Here is a 17,020-nt window from a genome sequence, read left to right as displayed (position 1 = left end):
CAAGAGGTTTGGTATGTCCGATGTGATCGCCCTGATATTCGATTTTGACGATACGCTTGCGCCCGACAGTACGTCGGGTTTTCTTGCCGATATGGGGGTCGATGTCGAGGACTTCTGGCAGAGGCAGGTCGATCCGCTGTTGTCGCAGCACGACTGGGACCCGGTCCCGGCCTACCTGTACCGCATGATTGAATTGTCCAAATCGGGGAGTCATGGCCGTATAACGCAGGAACGCCTGGCGCAGTGGGGCGCGCGCCTGCCGCTGCATGCCGGAGTGGAATCCCTGTTCGGCCGTTTGCGGGCCATGGTCAAAGAACAGCACCCGCAGGTACAGCTCGAGTTCTACCTGATTTCCAGCGGTATAGGCGATGTGGTCAGGCACACGCCAATCGCCGGGGAGTTTACGGATATCTGGGCTTCCGAATTTATCTACGACAAGCAGGGAGGGATCCATTTTCCCAAGCGGATAGTCAGCTTTACCGACAAGACGCGTTATCTGTTTCATATCCAGAAGGGTATCGTGGGCCTGTCTTCGCGCAACAAGCCATTCGAGGTCAACAAGAAAATAGCGGAAGACAAATTGCGGATTCCCTTCGAACAGATGATCTTTGTTGGCGATGGCTATACCGATATTCCCTGTTTTTCCCTGATTCGCCGTTCTGGTGGAGTGGCGTTTGGCGTATGGGATCCCAAGCATCGCGAAAAACGCAGCCGGGCTTGGGGGTTTATTCAAGAGGGACGCGTGTCCAATCTGAATCAGGCACGCTACGATGAAGATGCCGAGCTCTATCAATGGCTTGAAGAGGCTGTCGAAAGCCTGGCGGGTCGGATTTCCCTTAATGCGCGCATTTACCGTGGCTGATCCGGGGCCCGATCTCGCCGAAGCCGGCAACGATGCCGGGCCGGATCCTGCCGAGGCTGCCGCCGACCGGGCCGCAATGCAGGCGGCCATTGCGCTGGCAGGCCGGGCGCATGCGGCAGGGGAAGTTCCTGTCGGGGCGGTTGTCGTGGACGAAAAAGGCCGGATCGTGGGGGAAGGATTCAATCGCGCGATCAGCGACAGCGATCCCACCGCGCATGCTGAAATCGTGGCCTTGCGGGCTGCGGCCCGGGCGGCGGGCAATTATCGCCTGCCGGGCATGAGCCTGTATGTCACGCTCGAACCTTGCGCCATGTGCATGGGTGCCATGCTGCATGCCAGGCTCAAGCGGGTAATATACGGCGCCAGCGACCCAAAAACCGGAGCCTGCGGCAGCGTGCTCAGCGTGCATGCCAACGCGCAGCTCAATCATCACACCGAGGTCCGGGGTGGCGTGCTTGCTGAAGAATGCGGCGATCTGTTGCGGCAGTTTTTTCGCGAACGCCGCATCAGGGCGAAAGAAGCAAGGGACCCGGATAGCTAGTCAACTATACTTACACGCTTGCATGCGATGCGGTGTCCGCGGATGGCTGCTCTGTATTGGCGGCTGAAGAGGCGCCCCCCGTTCGAACATGGCCTTCGGGCTTTTTTTCTGATTTCACGAGTACAACTATGAGTCATGCCGAGCATCATTCCGCTTCTGGTATTTATCTGATTTCTCCATCGGGAGCGGTGGCCGATCCCAAGGCGCTTGATCTCGCCAGGGTACGGCTCGCCAAGCTGGGGTTCAAAACCGCGGTAGATCGGGCAGCTCTGGCCGTGCACGAACGGTTTGCGGGAACCGACAAGCAGCGTCTGGCCGGTATTGCCCGCGCGCTCAAGCAGAAACAAGCCATTGTCATGGCCACACGCGGTGGCTATGGCCTGAGCCGATTGTTGCCGTTCATCGACTGGAAAGCGGCCGCCGACAGCGGCAAGGTATTTGTCGGACAGAGCGACTTTACGATATTCAACCTGGCGCTGCTGGCTCGAACCGGAGCCCCGAGTTTTGTCGGACCTACCGCCGTGTTCGACTTTGGCGCCAAAACCATGGACGACCTGACCGCGGATCTGTTTGCCGAAATCATGCGTGGAGAGCTGGAAATCCTCAGCTTCGAGTCGCCTGGCTCCGATGCGGTCGATGCCCGTGGCATTTTATGGGGCGGTAATCTGGCCATGATAACTTCGCTGATAGGTACGCCCTATTTTCCGAAAGTGAAAGGCGGCATATTGTTTCTTGAAGACGTGTGCGAACACCCGTTCCGGGTCGAGCGCATGCTGACCCAGTTGTGGCATGCCGGCATACTTCAACGCCAAAAGGCTATTGTTCTGGGGCACTTCACCGACTATCGGCTGGCCGATCACGACAATGGCTTCGACATGCCCTCGGTGGTTCGTTGGTTGCGTCAAACTGTCAAGGTACCGGTCGTGACCGGGTTGCCCTACGGTCATGTCAAGGTGAAAGCCACCTTGCCGGTAGGAAGGAAGGTAGGGATCGCAACCGAAAAAGGCATGGCGCACCTGGTCCTCGAAGAGCATTTCTAGGGTGTGGCCCAAAGCGGGCAGAACATCCGGGGAAGAGCCGCCGCTGCCGCGTCGGCAATAGCGATCATGCCCGCACGGCTGTTGTTGCAATTCGCCGTACTTTACCGGTGTTCAACGAATATCCCGGCAACTTGTTAAACTAGCAGGTTGTCTTGACTCTACTTACGTGATAATTCTCAGTGATCTCCACCGCAAATCTTACTATTCAGTTCGGGCCCAAACCTCTCTTTGAAAATGTCAGCGTCAAATTCGGCGAAGGCAACCGGTACGGCCTGATCGGCGCCAATGGCTCGGGCAAGTCTACCTTCATGAAAATCATTGGGGGCGATCTCGAATCCAGTAGCGGCAATGTGTCGCTGGAGCCGGGCGTGCGCCTGGGCAAGTTGCGCCAGGATCAGTTTGCGTTCGAGGACGTCCGGGTTCTGGATGTCGTCATGATGGGCCACGAGGAAATGTGGCAGGCCATGACTGAACGCGATGCCATTTACGCGAATCCGGACGCGACCGAAGAAGATTACATGCACGCGGCCAACCTCGAGGCCAAGTTTGCCGAATACGACGGCTACACCGCCGAGGCGCGGGCCGGCGAATTGCTGCTGGGGCTGGAAATTGCGGTCGATCAGCATAACCTGCCCATGCGCGAAATCGCACCGGGCTGGAAGCTGCGTGTGCTGCTGGCCCAGGCCCTGTTTTCGAACCCCGACGTGCTCCTGCTGGATGAGCCCACCAACAACCTCGATATCAACACCATCCGCTGGCTCGAGGATGTGCTCAACGGCTATCAGAGCACCATGATCATCATCAGCCATGACCGGCATTTCCTGAATCAGGTTTGCACGCACATGGCCGATCTGGATTACCGCGAACTGCGTATCTATCCAGGCAACTACGACGACTACATGCTGGCCTCCACGCAGGCGCGCGAGCGCGTGACCATGGCTAATGCCAAGGCCAAAGAGCGAGTGGCCGAGTTGCAGGATTTCGTGCGGCGCTTTTCCGCCAATAAATCCAAGGCTCGCCAGGCTACTTCGCGCCTGAAGCAGATCGACAGAATCAAGGCGGGCGCCATTGAGGTCAAGCCTTCTTCGCGCCAGAACCCGTATATCCGGTTCGAGCAGAACAAGGTCATGCACCGTCTGGCTGTAACGCTCGAGCACATACGCAAATCGTTTGATCAGCCGGTGATACGGTCGTTTTCGACCATGATTGAAGCCGGCCAGAAAATCGCGATCATTGGGGCCAATGGGGCGGGCAAGACCACGCTGCTGCGTATGCTGGCGGGCGATCTGGCTCCGGATGGCGGAACCGTCAAATGGTCCGAGAACGCCGATATCGGCTATATGGCTCAGGACGTTTCGGAGCAGTTCCAGTCCGACAGCAATCTGTTCGACTGGCTTATCGATTATCGGCAAACGGGCGATGACGATCAGTCGATCCGCTCGGTGCTGGGGCGTTTGCTGTTTTCAGCCGACGACATTCCCAAGGCGGTCAAGGTATTGTCGGGCGGCGAAAAAAACCGCATGAGTTTCGGACGATTGATGCTGGGTCGCCACAATGTGCTGCTCATGGACGAGCCCACCAATCACCTGGATATGGAATCGATCGAGTCGTTGCAGTTTGCGCTCGAGAAATATGCCGGCACGCTGGTGTTCGTGTCGCATGACCGCGAATTCGTATCGGGAGTCGCCACTCGCGTCATCGAGATCATGCCGAGCGGGGAAATCGTTGATTATCTCGGCGGCTACGACGATTACCTGAGTTCGCGCGGGATTGAAGCCTGATCCGCTTTTTTCATGATGCTTTATACGCTTGCCGCACCGGGAACGTACCAGGAAGACATCAGGAAAAGCCGTTTCATTGTGTTTGCCGAGGGGGTTCAGTCGCCTGCGGAGGCTTTGAGTTTTATCGCAAGGCATCGCGTGGCGTCGGCAAGCCACAATTGCTGGGCGTACCGGATCGGCACCGAATATCGATTCAACGATGATGGGGAGCCGGGTGGCACGGCCGGCCGGCCGATCCTGCAAGCTATCGAAGGGCAGCAGTGCGATCGGGTGGCGGTTCTGGTGGCGCGCTGGTTCGGGGGCATCAAGCTGGGTCCGGGCGGCCTGATGCGAGCGTACGGAGGCTCAGCCGCTCAGTGTTTGCGGCTGGCCGACAGAGTCGAACTGCTTGCCGAAATTCTGATTGATTGCTGTTGCACTTTTGCGGAGATGGCACTGATTCAGTCGCGTTTCCCAGCCTTCCATGTTCGCATCGAAAACGAAATATTCGATGCAAATGGCGTGCAATGGCGCCTTGTCGTTCCACAAGACCTTGCCCAATCGCTGGGCAAATTGTTCGCCAATTTGACTCGCGGGCAAGGGCAGTGGCGAATTGCGCCAACTCCGCAGGTCGATTTGTAGGGGCAGCCCTGCCAGGGCTGCCCGCCGTGATGGGCGAGGGTGGGCACAAGGTCCACCTCTACATCTGTCCGCGCTTGTTGCTAGGCGCTTTCCTGTTTTTCCTGTTCGGCGATATCGGCATGAACCTTGTCCATGTCGATCGCTTTGATCTGGGTAATCAGTTCGTCAAGCTGGCCCGCCGACAGGGAGCCCGGCTGCGAGAACAACAGTACTTGCTCGCGAAATACCATTAATGTAGGTATCGAGCGGATATTCATGCCGGCCGCCAGTTCTTGCTGGTCTTCGGTGTTCACCTTGGCGAAGGTGATGTCGTCGTGCTTGTCGGAGGCATCATCGAAAATCGGTGCGAAATTGCGGCATGGACCGCACCAGGGAGCCCAGAAATCGACGATGAGCGGCTGGCTGCCGCGGATTGCTGCTTGAAAGGTGTCTTTGTTTAAATCGATGGTACTCATAGGGAATCCAAACTAAAAAGCGGCTTTATGAGCCGCCTATCAAGAAAGTAATGCAAACAAGCGCAGAGTGTAGCGCCATTGCTCGGTGTTTTATGTGATTGTTTACCCTTAAATGGGGTGAATAGGTAAATCCTAATAGTGCCGATAGATAGCGGCAGCCGGCTCGGTGAAAAGCCTGCCTGGCCAGCCGCCACGGCGTTTGGCCGCAGCGGCAGGACGTGCCCGCGCCGGTGTGCGCCCTAGCCGGGGAAAAATCCGTATTTGATTACAAACAGGGCTGCGACCAGCAGCGCAGCCGGGTGTATGTCCTTGAATTTTCCGGTAACGGCTTTCAGGACGACATAGCTGATAAAACCAAATGCCAGGCCGTTGGCAATCGAGTAGGTGAAGGGCATGATAATGGCGGTCAGGGCCGCCGGAGCGGCTTCGGTGATATCGCCCCATTCGATTTCGGTTAGTTCGCGCAACATCAGGCCGGCCACGTAAAGCAAGGCAGGTGCTGTGGCGTAGGCGGGTACCGAACCGGCAAGCGGTGCAAGAAACAGCGAAAGCAGAAACAATATGCCTATGGTGAGTGCCGTCAGTCCGGTGCGGCCGCCAGCCTGCACGCCCGAGGCGCTTTCAATGTAGGCTGTGGTGCTGCTGGTGCCCAGGAAGGACCCGGCCACGATGGCGGTACTGTCGGCGAACAGGGCGCGGCCCAGGCGATTGGGTTTGCCTTCCTGGACCAGGCCGGCCCGCTTGGCCACGCCTATCATGGTGCCGGTGGCATCAAATACTTCAACCAGCACGAATACCAAAATGACATGAACGAAGCCGGTGTGCAGGGCCCCCATGATATCCAGTTGGAAGAAGGTGGGCGCCAGGCTTGGCGGCATCGAAAATACCCCATGAAACTGGTTGTTGCCGGTCAGCATCGACAGGATGGTAATGATCAGTATGCCGATGAGGATGGCGCCGCGAACCTTGAGCGTATCCAGGGCGGCAATGATGAAAAATCCAAGAATCGCAAACAGAGCGGGTGCAGAGGTCAGGTTGCCCAGGCCGACTTTGGTCGCGGGATTGGCGATAACTATGCCTGCGCTGCTCAAGGCAATAATGGCCAGGAACAGCCCTATGCCGGCCGCTATGGCCGACCGCAAGGATTTGGGTATGCCGTCGACCAGCCACGACCGTATGCCGGTGACGGTCAGAATGACAAATATTGCGCCTGAAATAAACACCGCGCCCAGAGCCTGTTGCCAGCTGTAACCCATGGCTCCCACTACGGTAAATGCGAAAAATGCGTTCAGGCCCATGCCGGGCGCCATGCCAATGGGCCAGTTCGCGACGAACGCCATGATAAGCGTGCCCAGCGACGCCGCCAGGCAGGTGGCCACAAAAACCGCGCTTTTGTCCATGCCTGTGCCCGAGAGGATTTCGGGGTTTACAAAAATAATGTAGGACATGGTCAGGAAGGTGGTAATGCCCGCCAGAATTTCGGTGCGCACCGATGTGTCGTGCTCGTCCAGCTTGAAGTATTTTTCCAGCATTCGTTTTCCCCGAATAGGCTATTTGTTAGTTGTTGATAGAAAAAAGTTGGCTGAACGCAATTCTAAGTCGGTTTTTGCTCTGGTTGTACACTTATGCATCATGATTATTCTTGGTTTTGAAAGTTCCTGCGATGAAACCGGTGTGGCGGCCGTTTGCACCGAACGCGGTTTACTTGCCCACGCCCTGCACAGCCAGATCGCCATGCATCAGGAATACGGCGGCGTAGTGCCCGAATTGGCTTCGCGAGACCACATTCGGCGAGTCTTGCCGCTGACCACCGAGGTCTTGCAAAAAGCCGGCTTGTCCTTCGGCGATATCGGCGCCATTGCCTACACGGCGGGCCCAGGGCTTGCCGGAGCCTTGCTGGTTGGGGCAAGTGTGGCTCAATCCTTCGCCTGGGCCCGCGGCTTGCCGGCGATTCCCATCCATCATCTGGAAGGGCACCTGTTGTCGCCCCTGCTTGCCAGTCCCCGGCCGGATTTTCCCTTTGTTGCCTTGCTGGTGTCCGGCGGCCATACGCAGTTGATGAGGGTGGACGGTGTAGGTGATTACGAATTGCTGGGGGAAACGCTGGACGATGCGGCCGGCGAGGCATTCGACAAAACAGCTAAATTGATGGGACTTGGCTATCCTGGCGGGCCTGCCTTGTCACAACTGGCCGAACAGGGCGATCCGTCCAGTTACGATTTGCCGCGCCCCAAGCTGCATAGCCATGATCTGGATTTCAGCTTCAGTGGGTTGAAAACAGCCGTTTTGACACGCCTGAGGCATCTGGAAAAGGAAAGTGGCAGCCTGTCTGCGCAACAGCGTGCCAATCTGGCCGCCTCGACCGAGGCGGCCATTGTCGATGTCCTGGCCGCCAAGGCGCTCAAGGCGCTGAAACAGACCGGCTTGAAAAATCTGGTCGTGGCCGGAGGGGTCGGCGCCAATCGTCATTTACGGCGCCAATTGCTTGCGGCGCTTGCCGCGAGACGTGGCCAGGTATTTTTTCCGCCGCTCGATCTGTGTACCGATAACGGTGCAATGATCGCTTTTGCCGCAGCCCAGCGCGTCAGGGCTGGCTTGGTCGACCTTGCCGATACGAGCCATGCATTTACGGTCAAGCCACGCTGGGATCTGCAAGATGTTTGCGAGCGCGAAACGGCCTGATGCACCCCGATGCCGGGACGGATCAAGCCTGATGTTTCTTTTTGCCGATCCGGCTTTCCTTGCCGGCGATGAGGCGGGCAATATTGGCCTGATGGCGATAAATCAGCATGGCGCTGATGGCCACGATGGACAGGCAGATCGCGATGTCGAAGTCCCAGGCAACGTCGCCCCCGAACAGGTAATACAGCGGGGCGAAAATGGCGGCCAAAATGGCCGCCAGTGACGAATAGCGGGTGGCATAGGCGACTATCAGCCAGGTAGCGACAGTGGCGACGGCCAGCCACGGTTGCAAAGCCAGCAGCACGCCCAGCGCGGTCGCTACGCCTTTGCCACCCTTGAAATTCAGGAAGATGGGGTAGACATGCCCCATGAAAACGGCAATGGCGCACAGACCCAGGATCGCACTCGGCAATTGGAATCGCGCGGCGATCAGGCTGCTTAGCCATACCGCCAGCCAGCCCTTGGCCATGTCGCCCAGCAGGGTCAGGGCCGCCGCCTTTTTGTTGCCAGTCCGCAACACGTTGGTGGCACCGGGGTTCTTCGATCCGAATGTACGGGGATCTTGCAGGCCCATGCAGCGGCTTACCGCGACGGCGAAAGAGATCGATCCGAGCAAATAAGATAGAAAAATCAGGGCCAGACTCAAAATGGACGAGTTTATCGACGACATGGCATGCGGACTCCAGAAGGGTTCAGCGAGATTCTACCGTGAGCGTCACCCAAAACGGCAAAACGACCGGGTACAATCCACGGGTCCGTTTGTTTTCTTGTGGAAAGGTAATGCGTATATTGGTGTCCAACGACGATGGTTACAACGCTTTGGGTCTTGAAGCGTTGGTCCAGGCCCTGAAGGGTTTGGGAGACCTGACCGTCGTGGCGCCGGAAACCAATTGCAGTGGGGCATCCAATTCCCTGACGCTGAATCGCCCCTTGTCGGTTCGACAGGCGCCCAATGGGTTTTATTTCGTTAATGGCACGCCATCCGATTGCGTGCATATTGCCTTGACCGGTCTGCTGGATTTTCGCCCTGATCTGGTCGTTTCGGGCATCAACAATGGGGCCAATATGGGTGACGATACCTTGTATTCGGGTACCGTTGCCGCGGCGACTGAAGGGTTTCTGTTCGGGATATCCTCGATCGCCTTTTCGCTGGCAAAGAAAGGCTGGGAGCATCTCGATACCGCGGGCGGGATTGCCCGGCAAGTGGTCGAGCAGCAGTTGGCCCAGCCCCTGAAGCAAAACGTGCTGCTCAACGTCAATATACCCGCGGTGCCTATGGCGGCGCTGCAAGGCATACACGTGACGCGTCTGGGTAAGCGCCATCCATCGGAGCCTGTGGTCAAGAGCAGCACGCCTTATGGCGATCCGGTATATTGGATAGGCCCCGTCGGCAATGTGTCCGATTCGGCCGCCGATACGGATTTTGGCGCAATCGAACAAAATGCCGTATCGGTTACACCCTTGCGGCTCGATTTGACCGATTATGAACAATTGCGCGATGTGAAAATCTGGGCGGATTCATTATGCGCAAACCAGTAAATCCATTCCCGTTCGCGACGGGCACTCATAACCGTTTTGGCCGTTCCAGCCTGGGGCGGGGATTTTCTGCATCCAATAGCAACACCCGTATTTCTTCATCCGGCTCCGTTATGCCACGGGTGCCCGATGCGGCCAATACGTCAACGATTGTCAATTTGGGTTTGAACTCGGAGCGCTCGCGTGGCATGATGATCCAGCGTCTGCGCAACCAGGGTATTCAGGACGAACGTGTGCTCGATGCCATGATGGCGGTGCCTCGTCATCTGTTTGTCGATGAAGGCCTGGCCAGTCGCGCGTACGAAGATGCCGCGCTGCCGATAGGACATGGCCAGACGATTTCTCAACCCTGGATAGTTGCCCGCATGATTTCAGCCGTATGCGAAAATCGCTTGCCGGTCAAGGTTCTCGAAGTGGGCTCCGGATGCGGTTATCAGGCTGCCGTACTGGCGCAGTTCGTCAAGGAGGTACACAGCATCGAACGCATTCGTGGGCTGTATGAGCTGGCGCGCAATCATCTCAGAACGCTTAAACTCATCACACGGGTTCGGCTTTCGTACGGAGACGGCATGCTGGGCTTGCCCGGCGTCGCGCCCTTCGATGCGATTGTCGTGGCCGCCGCAGGTATTAAAATTCCCCTTGCCCTGCTTGAACAGTTGGCAGTTGGGGGTCGCTTGATTGCCCCGGAAGGATCCTCGGCGCAACGCCTGATTCTGGTTGAACGAACCGGTTCCACAACGTGGCACCGCGAAGAACTGGAGTCTGTGCGTTTCGTACCTCTCAGGGCAGGAATACAGTCATAAGTCATCAGGAGAGTTATATGCCAGCAGGGACGTCCCAGCCTATCGCCAAATCGGCATTCGAACAGCCTAAACGCACGTCTCGCTATTTATTGATCGCTGCTGTTGCGGCGGCTACATCCATCATGGCGGGTTGCGCCTCCAGGTCGACTCACGCGCCGGTAGCCGATCTATCGGGCGGAACCTCCGCCAGCAGCGTTGCCACCGGTGGTACTTACGTCGTCAAGCCTGGCGACACGCTTTACAAAATTGCCCAGGCTAACAATGTCGATGTGGCAACCCTGACTCGCTTGAATCACATCAGCGATCCCAGCCAGCTAAGGGTTGGGCAGACGCTGCATCTGAGCGGTTCAGGTGGTTCAGCTCCATCGCCAGCGCCCTCTGGCGGCAACGCAACCCCGGTTCCGATTGCTCCTCCCGCTCCCGCCGAAGCGGCTCCCGCCGAGAAGGCCAGTGATGCCGCCCTGATTCAATGGGCCTGGCCTGCGTCGGGCCGCATCATTCAGGGCTTCAACGCCACGACCAAGGGCATAGACATCTCGGGAGCCCCGGGCGAACCGGTTCATGCGGCGGCCGACGGCAAGGTCATGTATGCGGGCAATGGCGTGCGGGGGTTGGGCAACCTGATCCTGCTGGGCCACAGCAACGGATTCATCACTGCGTATGCCCATAATCAAACGCTGCTGGTAAAGACGGGCCAGCAGGTGCATCGGGGCGCCAAGATTGCCACCATCGGTCAAACCGATACCACGTCGCCGCGTTTGCATTTTGAAATACGGCGTCGCGGCACTCCGGTCAATCCTATGTCGTATTTGCCTGCGCGATGATTCCCACGCTTGTTTTCGATCTTGAAACGATACCCGACGCGGCAGGGCTGCGTCGTCTGAATCATTACGAGCCGGAAATGAACGACGCGGAGGTCATAGAAGCGGCGCTGGCGGCTCGCCGGGAAAGCCACGGCAACGACTTCCTGCCTTTGCATCTGCAGCAGGTCGCGGTGGTCGGCTGCGTATTCCGGGACGATCAGGGATTTCGGGTAAAAACCCTGGGCAATGCCGACGACCCCGAGGCAACACTGATTTCGGGTTTTTTTAAAACCATAGAGCGTTATACCCCGCGACTGATCAGTTGGAACGGCTCGGGCTTCGATTTGCCGGTCTTGCATTACCGCAGTCTTATTCATGCCGTCCAGGCGCCACGGTACTGGGACATGGGCGACGACGATCGCGACTTCAAATATAACAATTACATTAGTCGCTACCACAACCGCCATATCGATCTCATGGATCTGCTGGCCAAGTATAACGGTCGGGCCAATGCGCCACTGGACGACCTGGCCAAGCTTTGCGGCTTTCCCGGGAAGCTGGGCATGGACGGCAGCCAGGTTTGGAAAGCCTGGTCCAACGGCCAGGCCGGCGAAGTTCGTGCGTATTGTGAAACCGATGTGGTCAATACCTGGCTGGTTTATTGCCGTTTTCGCTTCATGAGAGGCGAGCTCGACAAAGCCGCCTACGATTCCGAGGTCCGCCTGGTACGCGACACGCTCGAGGCAAGCCAGGCGCCGCATTGGAAGGAATACCTGGCCGCGTGGGATGCACCGTAGCTTGTATTGCCTTTGTACGGGCTGCCCTGAAATCAATTGAAAACGATTGGTCCGGGCTGAAACAGATCGGAAACCGCTTCGGGCAGACAATGGCGACTCCTCATTCAAGGACGGACCATTATGCAATACTCCAAAACACCCGTACTAGCCAAGTTTGCGGCCCTGGCGGCGGCGCTTGCCTTGCAAGGGGCTGCGATGGCAGCCACTCCCGCCACGCCCGATAGCGCGGCGCAAGTGGCTAGCGGGCAAGCTGCCGCTCCCCAAACTCCTTCGACCCATTCTCCACGGATGGGCAGGCATCATCACGACAAGGATATGGCCATGTGGATTCCCGGCTATGGCCCGGTCAAGCAGAAACTTGTGACCTCCCTTGCATTGAACGCAAATCAGGCCAAGCTGCTGGAAGATGCCCAATCGGCCCAGAAAGCGCTGCGGCATGCCCGGTGGGATGCCATGAAATCGGCCAGACAGGAGAAAAAGGCGCAGCTGGATGCCGGCAAGGTCGACCCCCACGCTGCTCAACAGGCAATGGACGCTGTTGTCCAGAAAGCACAGGGCGAGCGCCAGCAGATCACTCAGAAATGGCTGGCGGTCTGGGATTCCCTGGATAGCGCGCAGCAACAGAAAGTGGCTGCTTACCTGAAAGAAAGGGCAGACAAGCACTACAAGCATGAGGGACGTCATCACCGTCAGCATCACGACTCCGACGAGCATGCTTCCGCTCCTGTGAAAGCCGCTTCCTGATTGAAGCAATCCATCGCCCGCGTTCGTGTTTCACCGACGGACGCCGGGCATGGCGGCGCCAGCGCAGCCGAAGACTGTAAAATTCGGACCTACGTGTTTTAGGATGTCCGAATCATCATGTCAGAAGTATTCGCTATCGAGTCGCTGGATCTCGAAGCTCGCGGCGTAGCCCGCCGCGACGGGAAGGTTGTGTTTGTGGATGGGGCGCTGCCCTCAGAACGGGTCAGCGCTCATATTGTCAAACGGAAATCCTCTTTCGACACGGCCCGGCTGGAACGGGTTTTGAAGCCTTCGGCGCAGCGTACCAGTCCTCCGTGTCCAAATTTCGGCATCTGCGGTGGCTGTGCGATGCAGCATCTGGAACCCGCGGCACAAGTGGCCATCAAGCAGCGTGTTCTTGAAGATACTCTGTGGCATATAGGCAAATTGAAGCCAGCGTGCATGCTGCCGCCTTTGCATGGCCCGACCTGGGGCTATCGCCATCGCGCCCGCCTGTCGATACGCGTGGTGGCCAAGAAAGGCGGGGTGCTGGTGGGGTTTCGCGAGCGCCGCAGCAGTTATGTCGCCGATATGAAGGATTGCCTGGTCCTGCCACCTCATGTATCCGATTTGCTGTGGCCTTTGCGCGGCTTGATCGGATCGATGTCCACTCCCAACCGTTTGCCGCAAATCGAAGTGTCGGTAGGAGACAAGACTACGGCCCTGCTGTTGCGGCACATGGAGGCATTGACGGCGGCCGATATCGACAAGCTCAGGGAATTTGGCGCCCAGCATCGGGTATCGTGGTGGCTGCAATCGAAGGGACCCGAAACCATACATCCCCTGGATCCCGATGACGCAGACAAGCTGGCTTATTCCTTACCCGAGTTCGGTTTGCGCATGCTGTACCGGCCGGCCGATTTTACCCAGGTCAACGATGCCATCAATCGCACACTGATTTCCCGGGCGTTGACCCTGCTCGAACCCCAGGTTACGGATCGGGTGGCAGATCTGTTTTGCGGCCTGGGCAATTTCAGCCTGCCTCTGGCCACGCGGGCTCGCGAGGTCGTCGGGGTGGAGGGCAGCAAGACTCTGACGGAAAGGGCGCAGGCGGGGGCCGAACACAACGGCCTGGCTTCCCGTGTGCGGTTCGCTACCCTGAATTTGTTCGAAGTGGATGTGCAATGGCTGCGCGACCAGGGACATTTCGAACGTATCCTGATCGATCCGCCTCGCGATGGCGCCGAAGCGGTGGCTCGCGCCCTGGCGGCGTTAACTTTGCCGGAACGCCCTCGAAAGATTGTCTATGTCTCCTGTAATCCGGCCACGCTGGCTCGCGATGCCGGCATACTGGTTCACGAAGGCGGCTATCGTTTGCAAGCCGCTGGCGTGATCAATATGTTTCCGCATACCGGGCACGTGGAGTCCATTGCGGTCTTTGAATAGCGAGTCCACTTTGTCGTGGGACTCCTGTTTGCCACCATGCCCGCATATTGTCTTTCAAGAGGCCGGGCTGGTTTGGGCCAGGATGCGTTCGGCCTCGATCTTGACGCGCTCCGGTGCTGTGCCGCCTATATGGTTGCGTGCTGACACCGAACCCTCGAGAGTCAGGACGCTGTAAATATCCTGTTCGATGGCGGGGTGAAAGCCTTGCAGTGCTTCAAGCGGCAGATCGGCCAGATCGCATCCCTGTTCTTCGCAGGCCCGTACCGCGTGGGCAACCGTTTCATGGGCATCGCGAAATGGCACGCCTTTTTTGACCAGGTAATCGGCCAGGTCGGTCGCCGTTGCAAAGCCTTGCAGTGCAGCCGCGCGCATTGCATCGGCACGCACCTTGATGCCGCTCATCATATCGACGAAAATGGTCAGGGTGTCGCGTATGGTATCGGCCGAGTCGAACAGGCCTTCCTTGTCTTCCTGATTGTCTTTGTTGTAGGCCAGAGGCTGGCCTTTCATCAGGGTGAGCAGGGCGAGCAGATGGCCATAGACACGGCCGGTTTTACCGCGCGCCAGTTCAGGCACATCGGGATTCTTCTTTTGCGGCATGATCGAACTGCCGGTGCAGAAACGATCCGCCAAAACAATGAAACCCATGCGTGGGTTCATCCACAGTACAAGCTCCTCGGACAGACGCGATATATGCGTCATGATCAGCGCGGCGGCGGCACAGAACTCGATGGCGAAATCACGGTCTGAGACCGCGTCGAGCGAATTGCGGCAGACTTCCTCGAATCCGAGTATTTTGGCGACCAGTTCACGGTCTATCGGGTACGAGGTGCCGGCCAGGGCGGCGGCCCCCAGAGGCAGGCGGTTGACACGCTTGCGGCAGTCGATCAGGCGCTCGGCGTCGCGTCCGAACATTTCGGCGTAGGCCATGAGGTGATGCCCGAAGGTAACCGGTTGGGCGACTTGCAAATGCGTGAACCCGGGCATGATGGTGCCTATGTGCTCAAGCGCCAGGGTGGCCAGGGCACGGCGCAACTGGCGCAGCAGATCGACGGCAAGATCGATTTCGTTGCGCACCCAGAGGCGGATATCGGTGGCGACCTGGTCATTGCGCGAACGCCCCGTGTGAAGGCGCTTTCCGGCATCGCCGATGAGCTCGACCAGGCGTTTTTCGATGTTCAGATGAACATCTTCAAGATCGAGCGACCAGACGAATTGACCAGCGGCTATTTCATCGAGGATTTGCGCCATGCCGCGCTTGATGGCGGCGTTGTCGTCGGCGCTGATGATGCCTATGGAGGCGAGCATGTCCGCATGGGCCAGCGACCCCTGGATGTCAACGCCGGCCAGGCGTTGATCGAAATTGACCGAGGCTGTATAGCGCTTGACCAGATCGGAAACCGGTTCGGAAAAGCGGGCAGACCAGGCCTGCGACTTGTTGGCGAATTGATTTTGCTGTGAGGAGGGCGTGTTTTTTGACATAGTGCCGTGATTATAAAGGAGCCGCTACCGATAAAAAATTGCGGCAGCGTCTTGATGAATCGCTCATATGCTGGCGGCATGCGATAATTTTATTCTTTATTTCCCTGCGCACGGCGGCGCCTGGTTTTAATGATTGGTAACAAATCCAGGCTGGCCACGGGCTGCCGCATACTTTACTCGGGCGCGATTGGCGGCGCCCCATTACCAATGGTTTTCGCGAATGGTGCGCGGCCTGGCGCTTAACGGCAGACAGCGGGTACGATGCCTGGCGAACAGAATTTATCGGAGCGAGCAATGAAACTAGTAGCGGCAATTATCAAACCTTTCAAACTTGACGAGGTGCGCGAGGCCTTGGCGGAGATGGGGGTAAGCGGCCTCACCGTGACCGAGGTAAAGGGGTTTGGGCGCCAGAAGGGCCATACCGAGCTGTATCGTGGCGCCGAATACGTGGTGGACTTTCTACCCAAAATCCGTGTCGAAGTGGTTTTGCCCGCGACCATGGTCGATGCCGCCATCGATGCGATCGTCAAGGCGGCCTATACAGGCAAGATTGGCGACGGAAAAATATTTGTCATGCCGGTGGAACAGGCGATACGCATCCGTACAGGGGAAAGCGGTGCCGAGGCACTTTGAGCCGCATGCGGCCCTGATGGCGGCACGCGACCCGGATATTCCGCTGGCAGGGGCATGACATGGCTCTGCGTGCTACGATTTTCAAGCTCGAGCTGCATATTGCCGATATGGTGCGCGGCTATTACAACAGCCATGTCCTGACGTTGGCGCGCCATCCTTCCGAAACCGAAGAGCGCCTGATGCTGCGAATTCTGGTTTTTGCCTTGCTCGCCGACGAGCAACTGGTATTTACCCGGGGCTTGAGCATTGCGGACGAACCGGCTCTTTGGCAGAAAGACCTGACCGGCCTGATTCTGAACTGGGTCGATCTGGGGCACCCCGATGAAAGGCGTCTATTGCAGGCCAGTGGCAAGTCGGCGCAGGTTACTGTGTGCTGCTATGGGGGCTCCGCCAGTCAGGTCTGGTGGCAGGGGGTGCAAAGCACAGTCTCGCGCATGCCCAATTTGAAAGTCATTTCAGTGGCCCCCGAAGCGGTTCGAGCCCTGGCCGGGCTCCTCCAGCGCACCATGACTCTGCACATCAGTATTGACGAGGGCACCGCGCTGGTGACGTCCGACAGGGATAGCGTTCCGGTGGACATTTCGGTCTGGCATTGATGCCGGCCAGCCGCGGCATATAAACGAATTGCGCTCAATTAGGGTATTTCATCAAAGAAAACGCTGGCATTATCGTGCATACTATGCCTGTTGTTGAGAATTCCTGACTAATGTTCTGTTTGTACACAAGCACAAACGGGTCATGTTTTAGGCAAAGTACATGCGCTGCCGCAGCGCATGTAAAGTTGGATTGCAAAACCAAAAAATGCATAATGCATA

At 57.7% G+C, this 17,020-nt stretch carries 18 protein-coding genes; 14 read left to right on the top strand and 4 right to left on the bottom strand.

The genetic code is table 11. The annotated features are described in order from the left end of the window. Nucleotides 1-13 precede the first annotated feature (13 nt). The 5 genes from LSG25_RS03375 (at nucleotide 14) to LSG25_RS03355 (ending at nucleotide 4,845) form a co-directional block, all read left to right on the top strand. Nucleotides 14-862: an HAD family hydrolase gene (locus LSG25_RS03375; protein WP_232743308.1), complete on the top strand. Its 849-nt coding sequence runs from the start codon at nucleotides 14-16 to the stop codon at nucleotides 860-862. Beyond that, nucleotides 840-1,403 (top strand): tRNA adenosine(34) deaminase TadA, encoded by a 564-nt coding sequence (tadA, locus tag LSG25_RS03370; RefSeq protein WP_255696625.1) that lies wholly within the window; start codon nucleotides 840-842, stop codon nucleotides 1,401-1,403. The genes LSG25_RS03375 and tadA overlap by 23 nt, the downstream gene beginning before the upstream one ends. A gap of 128 nt (nucleotides 1,404-1,531) precedes the next feature. Further along, complete coding sequence (locus LSG25_RS03365; RefSeq protein ID WP_232743307.1) at nucleotides 1,532-2,443, top strand: LD-carboxypeptidase; 912 nt, start codon at nucleotides 1,532-1,534, stop codon at nucleotides 2,441-2,443. A gap of 179 nt (nucleotides 2,444-2,622) precedes the next feature. Then, the gene (locus tag LSG25_RS03360) at nucleotides 2,623-4,224 is read left to right on the top strand and encodes an ABC-F family ATPase (RefSeq protein WP_232743306.1); all 1,602 of its coding nucleotides are present in this window, start codon (nucleotides 2,623-2,625) and stop codon (nucleotides 4,222-4,224) included. 15 nt (nucleotides 4,225-4,239) lie between these two features. Then, on the top strand, nucleotides 4,240-4,845 hold the full coding sequence (locus LSG25_RS03355; RefSeq protein WP_232744548.1) for a YigZ family protein: 606 nt from the start codon (nucleotides 4,240-4,242) through the stop codon (nucleotides 4,843-4,845). Nucleotides 4,846-4,925: 80 nt separating this feature from the next. Here LSG25_RS03355 and trxA read toward each other — a convergent pair whose 3' ends face one another. Beyond that, nucleotides 4,926-5,300: a thioredoxin gene (gene trxA, locus LSG25_RS03350; protein ID WP_232743305.1), complete on the bottom strand. Its 375-nt coding sequence runs from the start codon at nucleotides 5,298-5,300 to the stop codon at nucleotides 4,926-4,928. Between the two features lie 239 nt (nucleotides 5,301-5,539). Then, nucleotides 5,540-6,832 carry an NCS2 family permease gene (locus LSG25_RS03345; RefSeq protein ID WP_232743304.1) on the bottom strand — a complete coding sequence of 431 codons (1,293 nt, stop codon included), beginning with the start codon at nucleotides 6,830-6,832 and terminating at the stop codon, nucleotides 5,540-5,542. A gap of 100 nt (nucleotides 6,833-6,932) precedes the next feature. On the opposite strand from LSG25_RS03345, the gene tsaD reads away from it, so the two are divergent. Further along, nucleotides 6,933-7,982, top strand: a complete 1,050-nt coding sequence (gene tsaD, locus LSG25_RS03340; RefSeq protein ID WP_232743303.1) for a tRNA (adenosine(37)-N6)-threonylcarbamoyltransferase complex transferase subunit TsaD — start codon at nucleotides 6,933-6,935, stop codon at nucleotides 7,980-7,982. A gap of 22 nt (nucleotides 7,983-8,004) precedes the next feature. Here tsaD and plsY read toward each other — a convergent pair whose 3' ends face one another. Beyond that, nucleotides 8,005-8,652: a glycerol-3-phosphate 1-O-acyltransferase PlsY gene (gene plsY / locus LSG25_RS03335; RefSeq protein ID WP_232743302.1), complete on the bottom strand. Its 648-nt coding sequence runs from the start codon at nucleotides 8,650-8,652 to the stop codon at nucleotides 8,005-8,007. Between the two features lie 110 nt (nucleotides 8,653-8,762). Here plsY and surE point away from each other — a divergent pair, with 110 nt between their 5' ends. From surE to rlmD, 6 genes are all read left to right on the top strand, one after another. Then, nucleotides 8,763-9,521 (top strand): 5'/3'-nucleotidase SurE, encoded by a 759-nt coding sequence (gene surE / locus LSG25_RS03330; RefSeq protein ID WP_232743301.1) that lies wholly within the window; start codon nucleotides 8,763-8,765, stop codon nucleotides 9,519-9,521. Further along, nucleotides 9,506-10,321 (top strand): protein-L-isoaspartate(D-aspartate) O-methyltransferase, encoded by an 816-nt coding sequence (locus LSG25_RS03325; protein WP_232743300.1) that lies wholly within the window; start codon nucleotides 9,506-9,508, stop codon nucleotides 10,319-10,321. Before surE ends, LSG25_RS03325 begins: the two co-directional genes overlap by 16 nt. Nucleotides 10,322-10,338: 17 nt before the next feature. Continuing rightward, complete coding sequence (locus LSG25_RS03320; protein WP_232743299.1) at nucleotides 10,339-11,145, top strand: peptidoglycan DD-metalloendopeptidase family protein; 807 nt, start codon at nucleotides 10,339-10,341, stop codon at nucleotides 11,143-11,145. Continuing rightward, complete coding sequence (locus tag LSG25_RS03315; RefSeq protein WP_232743298.1) at nucleotides 11,142-11,921, top strand: 3'-5' exonuclease; 780 nt, start codon at nucleotides 11,142-11,144, stop codon at nucleotides 11,919-11,921. The genes LSG25_RS03320 and LSG25_RS03315 overlap by 4 nt, the downstream gene beginning before the upstream one ends. Before the next feature lie 120 nt (nucleotides 11,922-12,041). Then, nucleotides 12,042-12,665 carry a hypothetical protein gene (locus LSG25_RS03310; RefSeq protein ID WP_232743297.1) on the top strand — a complete coding sequence of 208 codons (624 nt, stop codon included), beginning with the start codon at nucleotides 12,042-12,044 and terminating at the stop codon, nucleotides 12,663-12,665. Nucleotides 12,666-12,782: 117 nt separating this feature from the next. After that, nucleotides 12,783-14,090 (top strand): 23S rRNA (uracil(1939)-C(5))-methyltransferase RlmD, encoded by a 1,308-nt coding sequence (gene rlmD / locus LSG25_RS03305; protein ID WP_232743296.1) that lies wholly within the window; start codon nucleotides 12,783-12,785, stop codon nucleotides 14,088-14,090. Between the two features lie 54 nt (nucleotides 14,091-14,144). Here the strand turns inward: rlmD and argH are convergent, their stop codons facing one another. Next, nucleotides 14,145-15,572, bottom strand: a complete 1,428-nt coding sequence (gene argH, locus LSG25_RS03300) for an argininosuccinate lyase (RefSeq protein ID WP_232743295.1) — start codon at nucleotides 15,570-15,572, stop codon at nucleotides 14,145-14,147. 294 nt (nucleotides 15,573-15,866) lie between these two features. Between argH and LSG25_RS03295 the strand changes: the two genes are divergently transcribed. Both LSG25_RS03295 and LSG25_RS03290 read left to right on the top strand, forming a co-directional pair. After that, the gene (locus LSG25_RS03295) at nucleotides 15,867-16,205 is read left to right on the top strand and encodes a P-II family nitrogen regulator (protein WP_232743294.1); all 339 of its coding nucleotides are present in this window, start codon (nucleotides 15,867-15,869) and stop codon (nucleotides 16,203-16,205) included. Between the two features lie 59 nt (nucleotides 16,206-16,264). Next, nucleotides 16,265-16,801 carry a YaeQ family protein gene (locus tag LSG25_RS03290; protein WP_232743293.1) on the top strand — a complete coding sequence of 179 codons (537 nt, stop codon included), beginning with the start codon at nucleotides 16,265-16,267 and terminating at the stop codon, nucleotides 16,799-16,801. Nucleotides 16,802-17,020: the final 219 nt, after the last annotated feature.

Origin of the sequence: Paralcaligenes sp. KSB-10, assembly GCF_021266465.1 — a bacterium.
Classification (GTDB): Bacteria; Pseudomonadota; Gammaproteobacteria; order Burkholderiales; family Burkholderiaceae_B.
The sequence above is the reverse complement of the archived record's forward strand: the minus strand, read 5'-3'. Positions and strand labels throughout refer to the sequence as shown.

Excerpts from the sequence above, each read along its gene's own strand:
- tsaD (WP_232743303.1), top strand. The coding sequence starts at position 6,933 with ATGATTATTCTTGGTTTTGAAAGTTCCTGCGATGAAACCGGTGTGGCG.
- rlmD (WP_232743296.1), top strand. The coding sequence starts at position 12,783 with ATGTCAGAAGTATTCGCTATCGAGTCGCTGGATCTCGAAGCTCGCGGC.
- LSG25_RS03310 (WP_232743297.1), top strand. The coding sequence starts at position 12,042 with ATGCAATACTCCAAAACACCCGTACTAGCCAAGTTTGCGGCCCTGGCG.
- plsY (WP_232743302.1), bottom strand. The coding sequence starts at position 8,652 with ATGTCGTCGATAAACTCGTCCATTTTGAGTCTGGCCCTGATTTTTCTA.
- LSG25_RS03375 (WP_232743308.1), top strand. The coding sequence starts at position 14 with ATGTCCGATGTGATCGCCCTGATATTCGATTTTGACGATACGCTTGCG.
- LSG25_RS03355 (WP_232744548.1), top strand. The coding sequence starts at position 4,240 with ATGCTTTATACGCTTGCCGCACCGGGAACGTACCAGGAAGACATCAGG.
- LSG25_RS03365 (WP_232743307.1), top strand. The coding sequence starts at position 1,532 with ATGAGTCATGCCGAGCATCATTCCGCTTCTGGTATTTATCTGATTTCT.
- trxA (WP_232743305.1), bottom strand. The coding sequence starts at position 5,300 with ATGAGTACCATCGATTTAAACAAAGACACCTTTCAAGCAGCAATCCGC.
- LSG25_RS03315 (WP_232743298.1), top strand. The coding sequence starts at position 11,142 with ATGATTCCCACGCTTGTTTTCGATCTTGAAACGATACCCGACGCGGCA.
- LSG25_RS03290 (WP_232743293.1), top strand. The coding sequence starts at position 16,265 with ATGGCTCTGCGTGCTACGATTTTCAAGCTCGAGCTGCATATTGCCGAT.
- tadA (WP_255696625.1), top strand. The coding sequence starts at position 840 with ATGCGCGCATTTACCGTGGCTGATCCGGGGCCCGATCTCGCCGAAGCC.
- LSG25_RS03345 (WP_232743304.1), bottom strand. The coding sequence starts at position 6,832 with ATGCTGGAAAAATACTTCAAGCTGGACGAGCACGACACATCGGTGCGC.
- surE (WP_232743301.1), top strand. The coding sequence starts at position 8,763 with ATGCGTATATTGGTGTCCAACGACGATGGTTACAACGCTTTGGGTCTT.
- LSG25_RS03295 (WP_232743294.1), top strand. The coding sequence starts at position 15,867 with ATGAAACTAGTAGCGGCAATTATCAAACCTTTCAAACTTGACGAGGTG.
- argH (WP_232743295.1), bottom strand. The coding sequence starts at position 15,572 with ATGTCAAAAAACACGCCCTCCTCACAGCAAAATCAATTCGCCAACAAG.
- LSG25_RS03320 (WP_232743299.1), top strand. The coding sequence starts at position 10,339 with ATGCCAGCAGGGACGTCCCAGCCTATCGCCAAATCGGCATTCGAACAG.
- LSG25_RS03325 (WP_232743300.1), top strand. The coding sequence starts at position 9,506 with ATGCGCAAACCAGTAAATCCATTCCCGTTCGCGACGGGCACTCATAAC.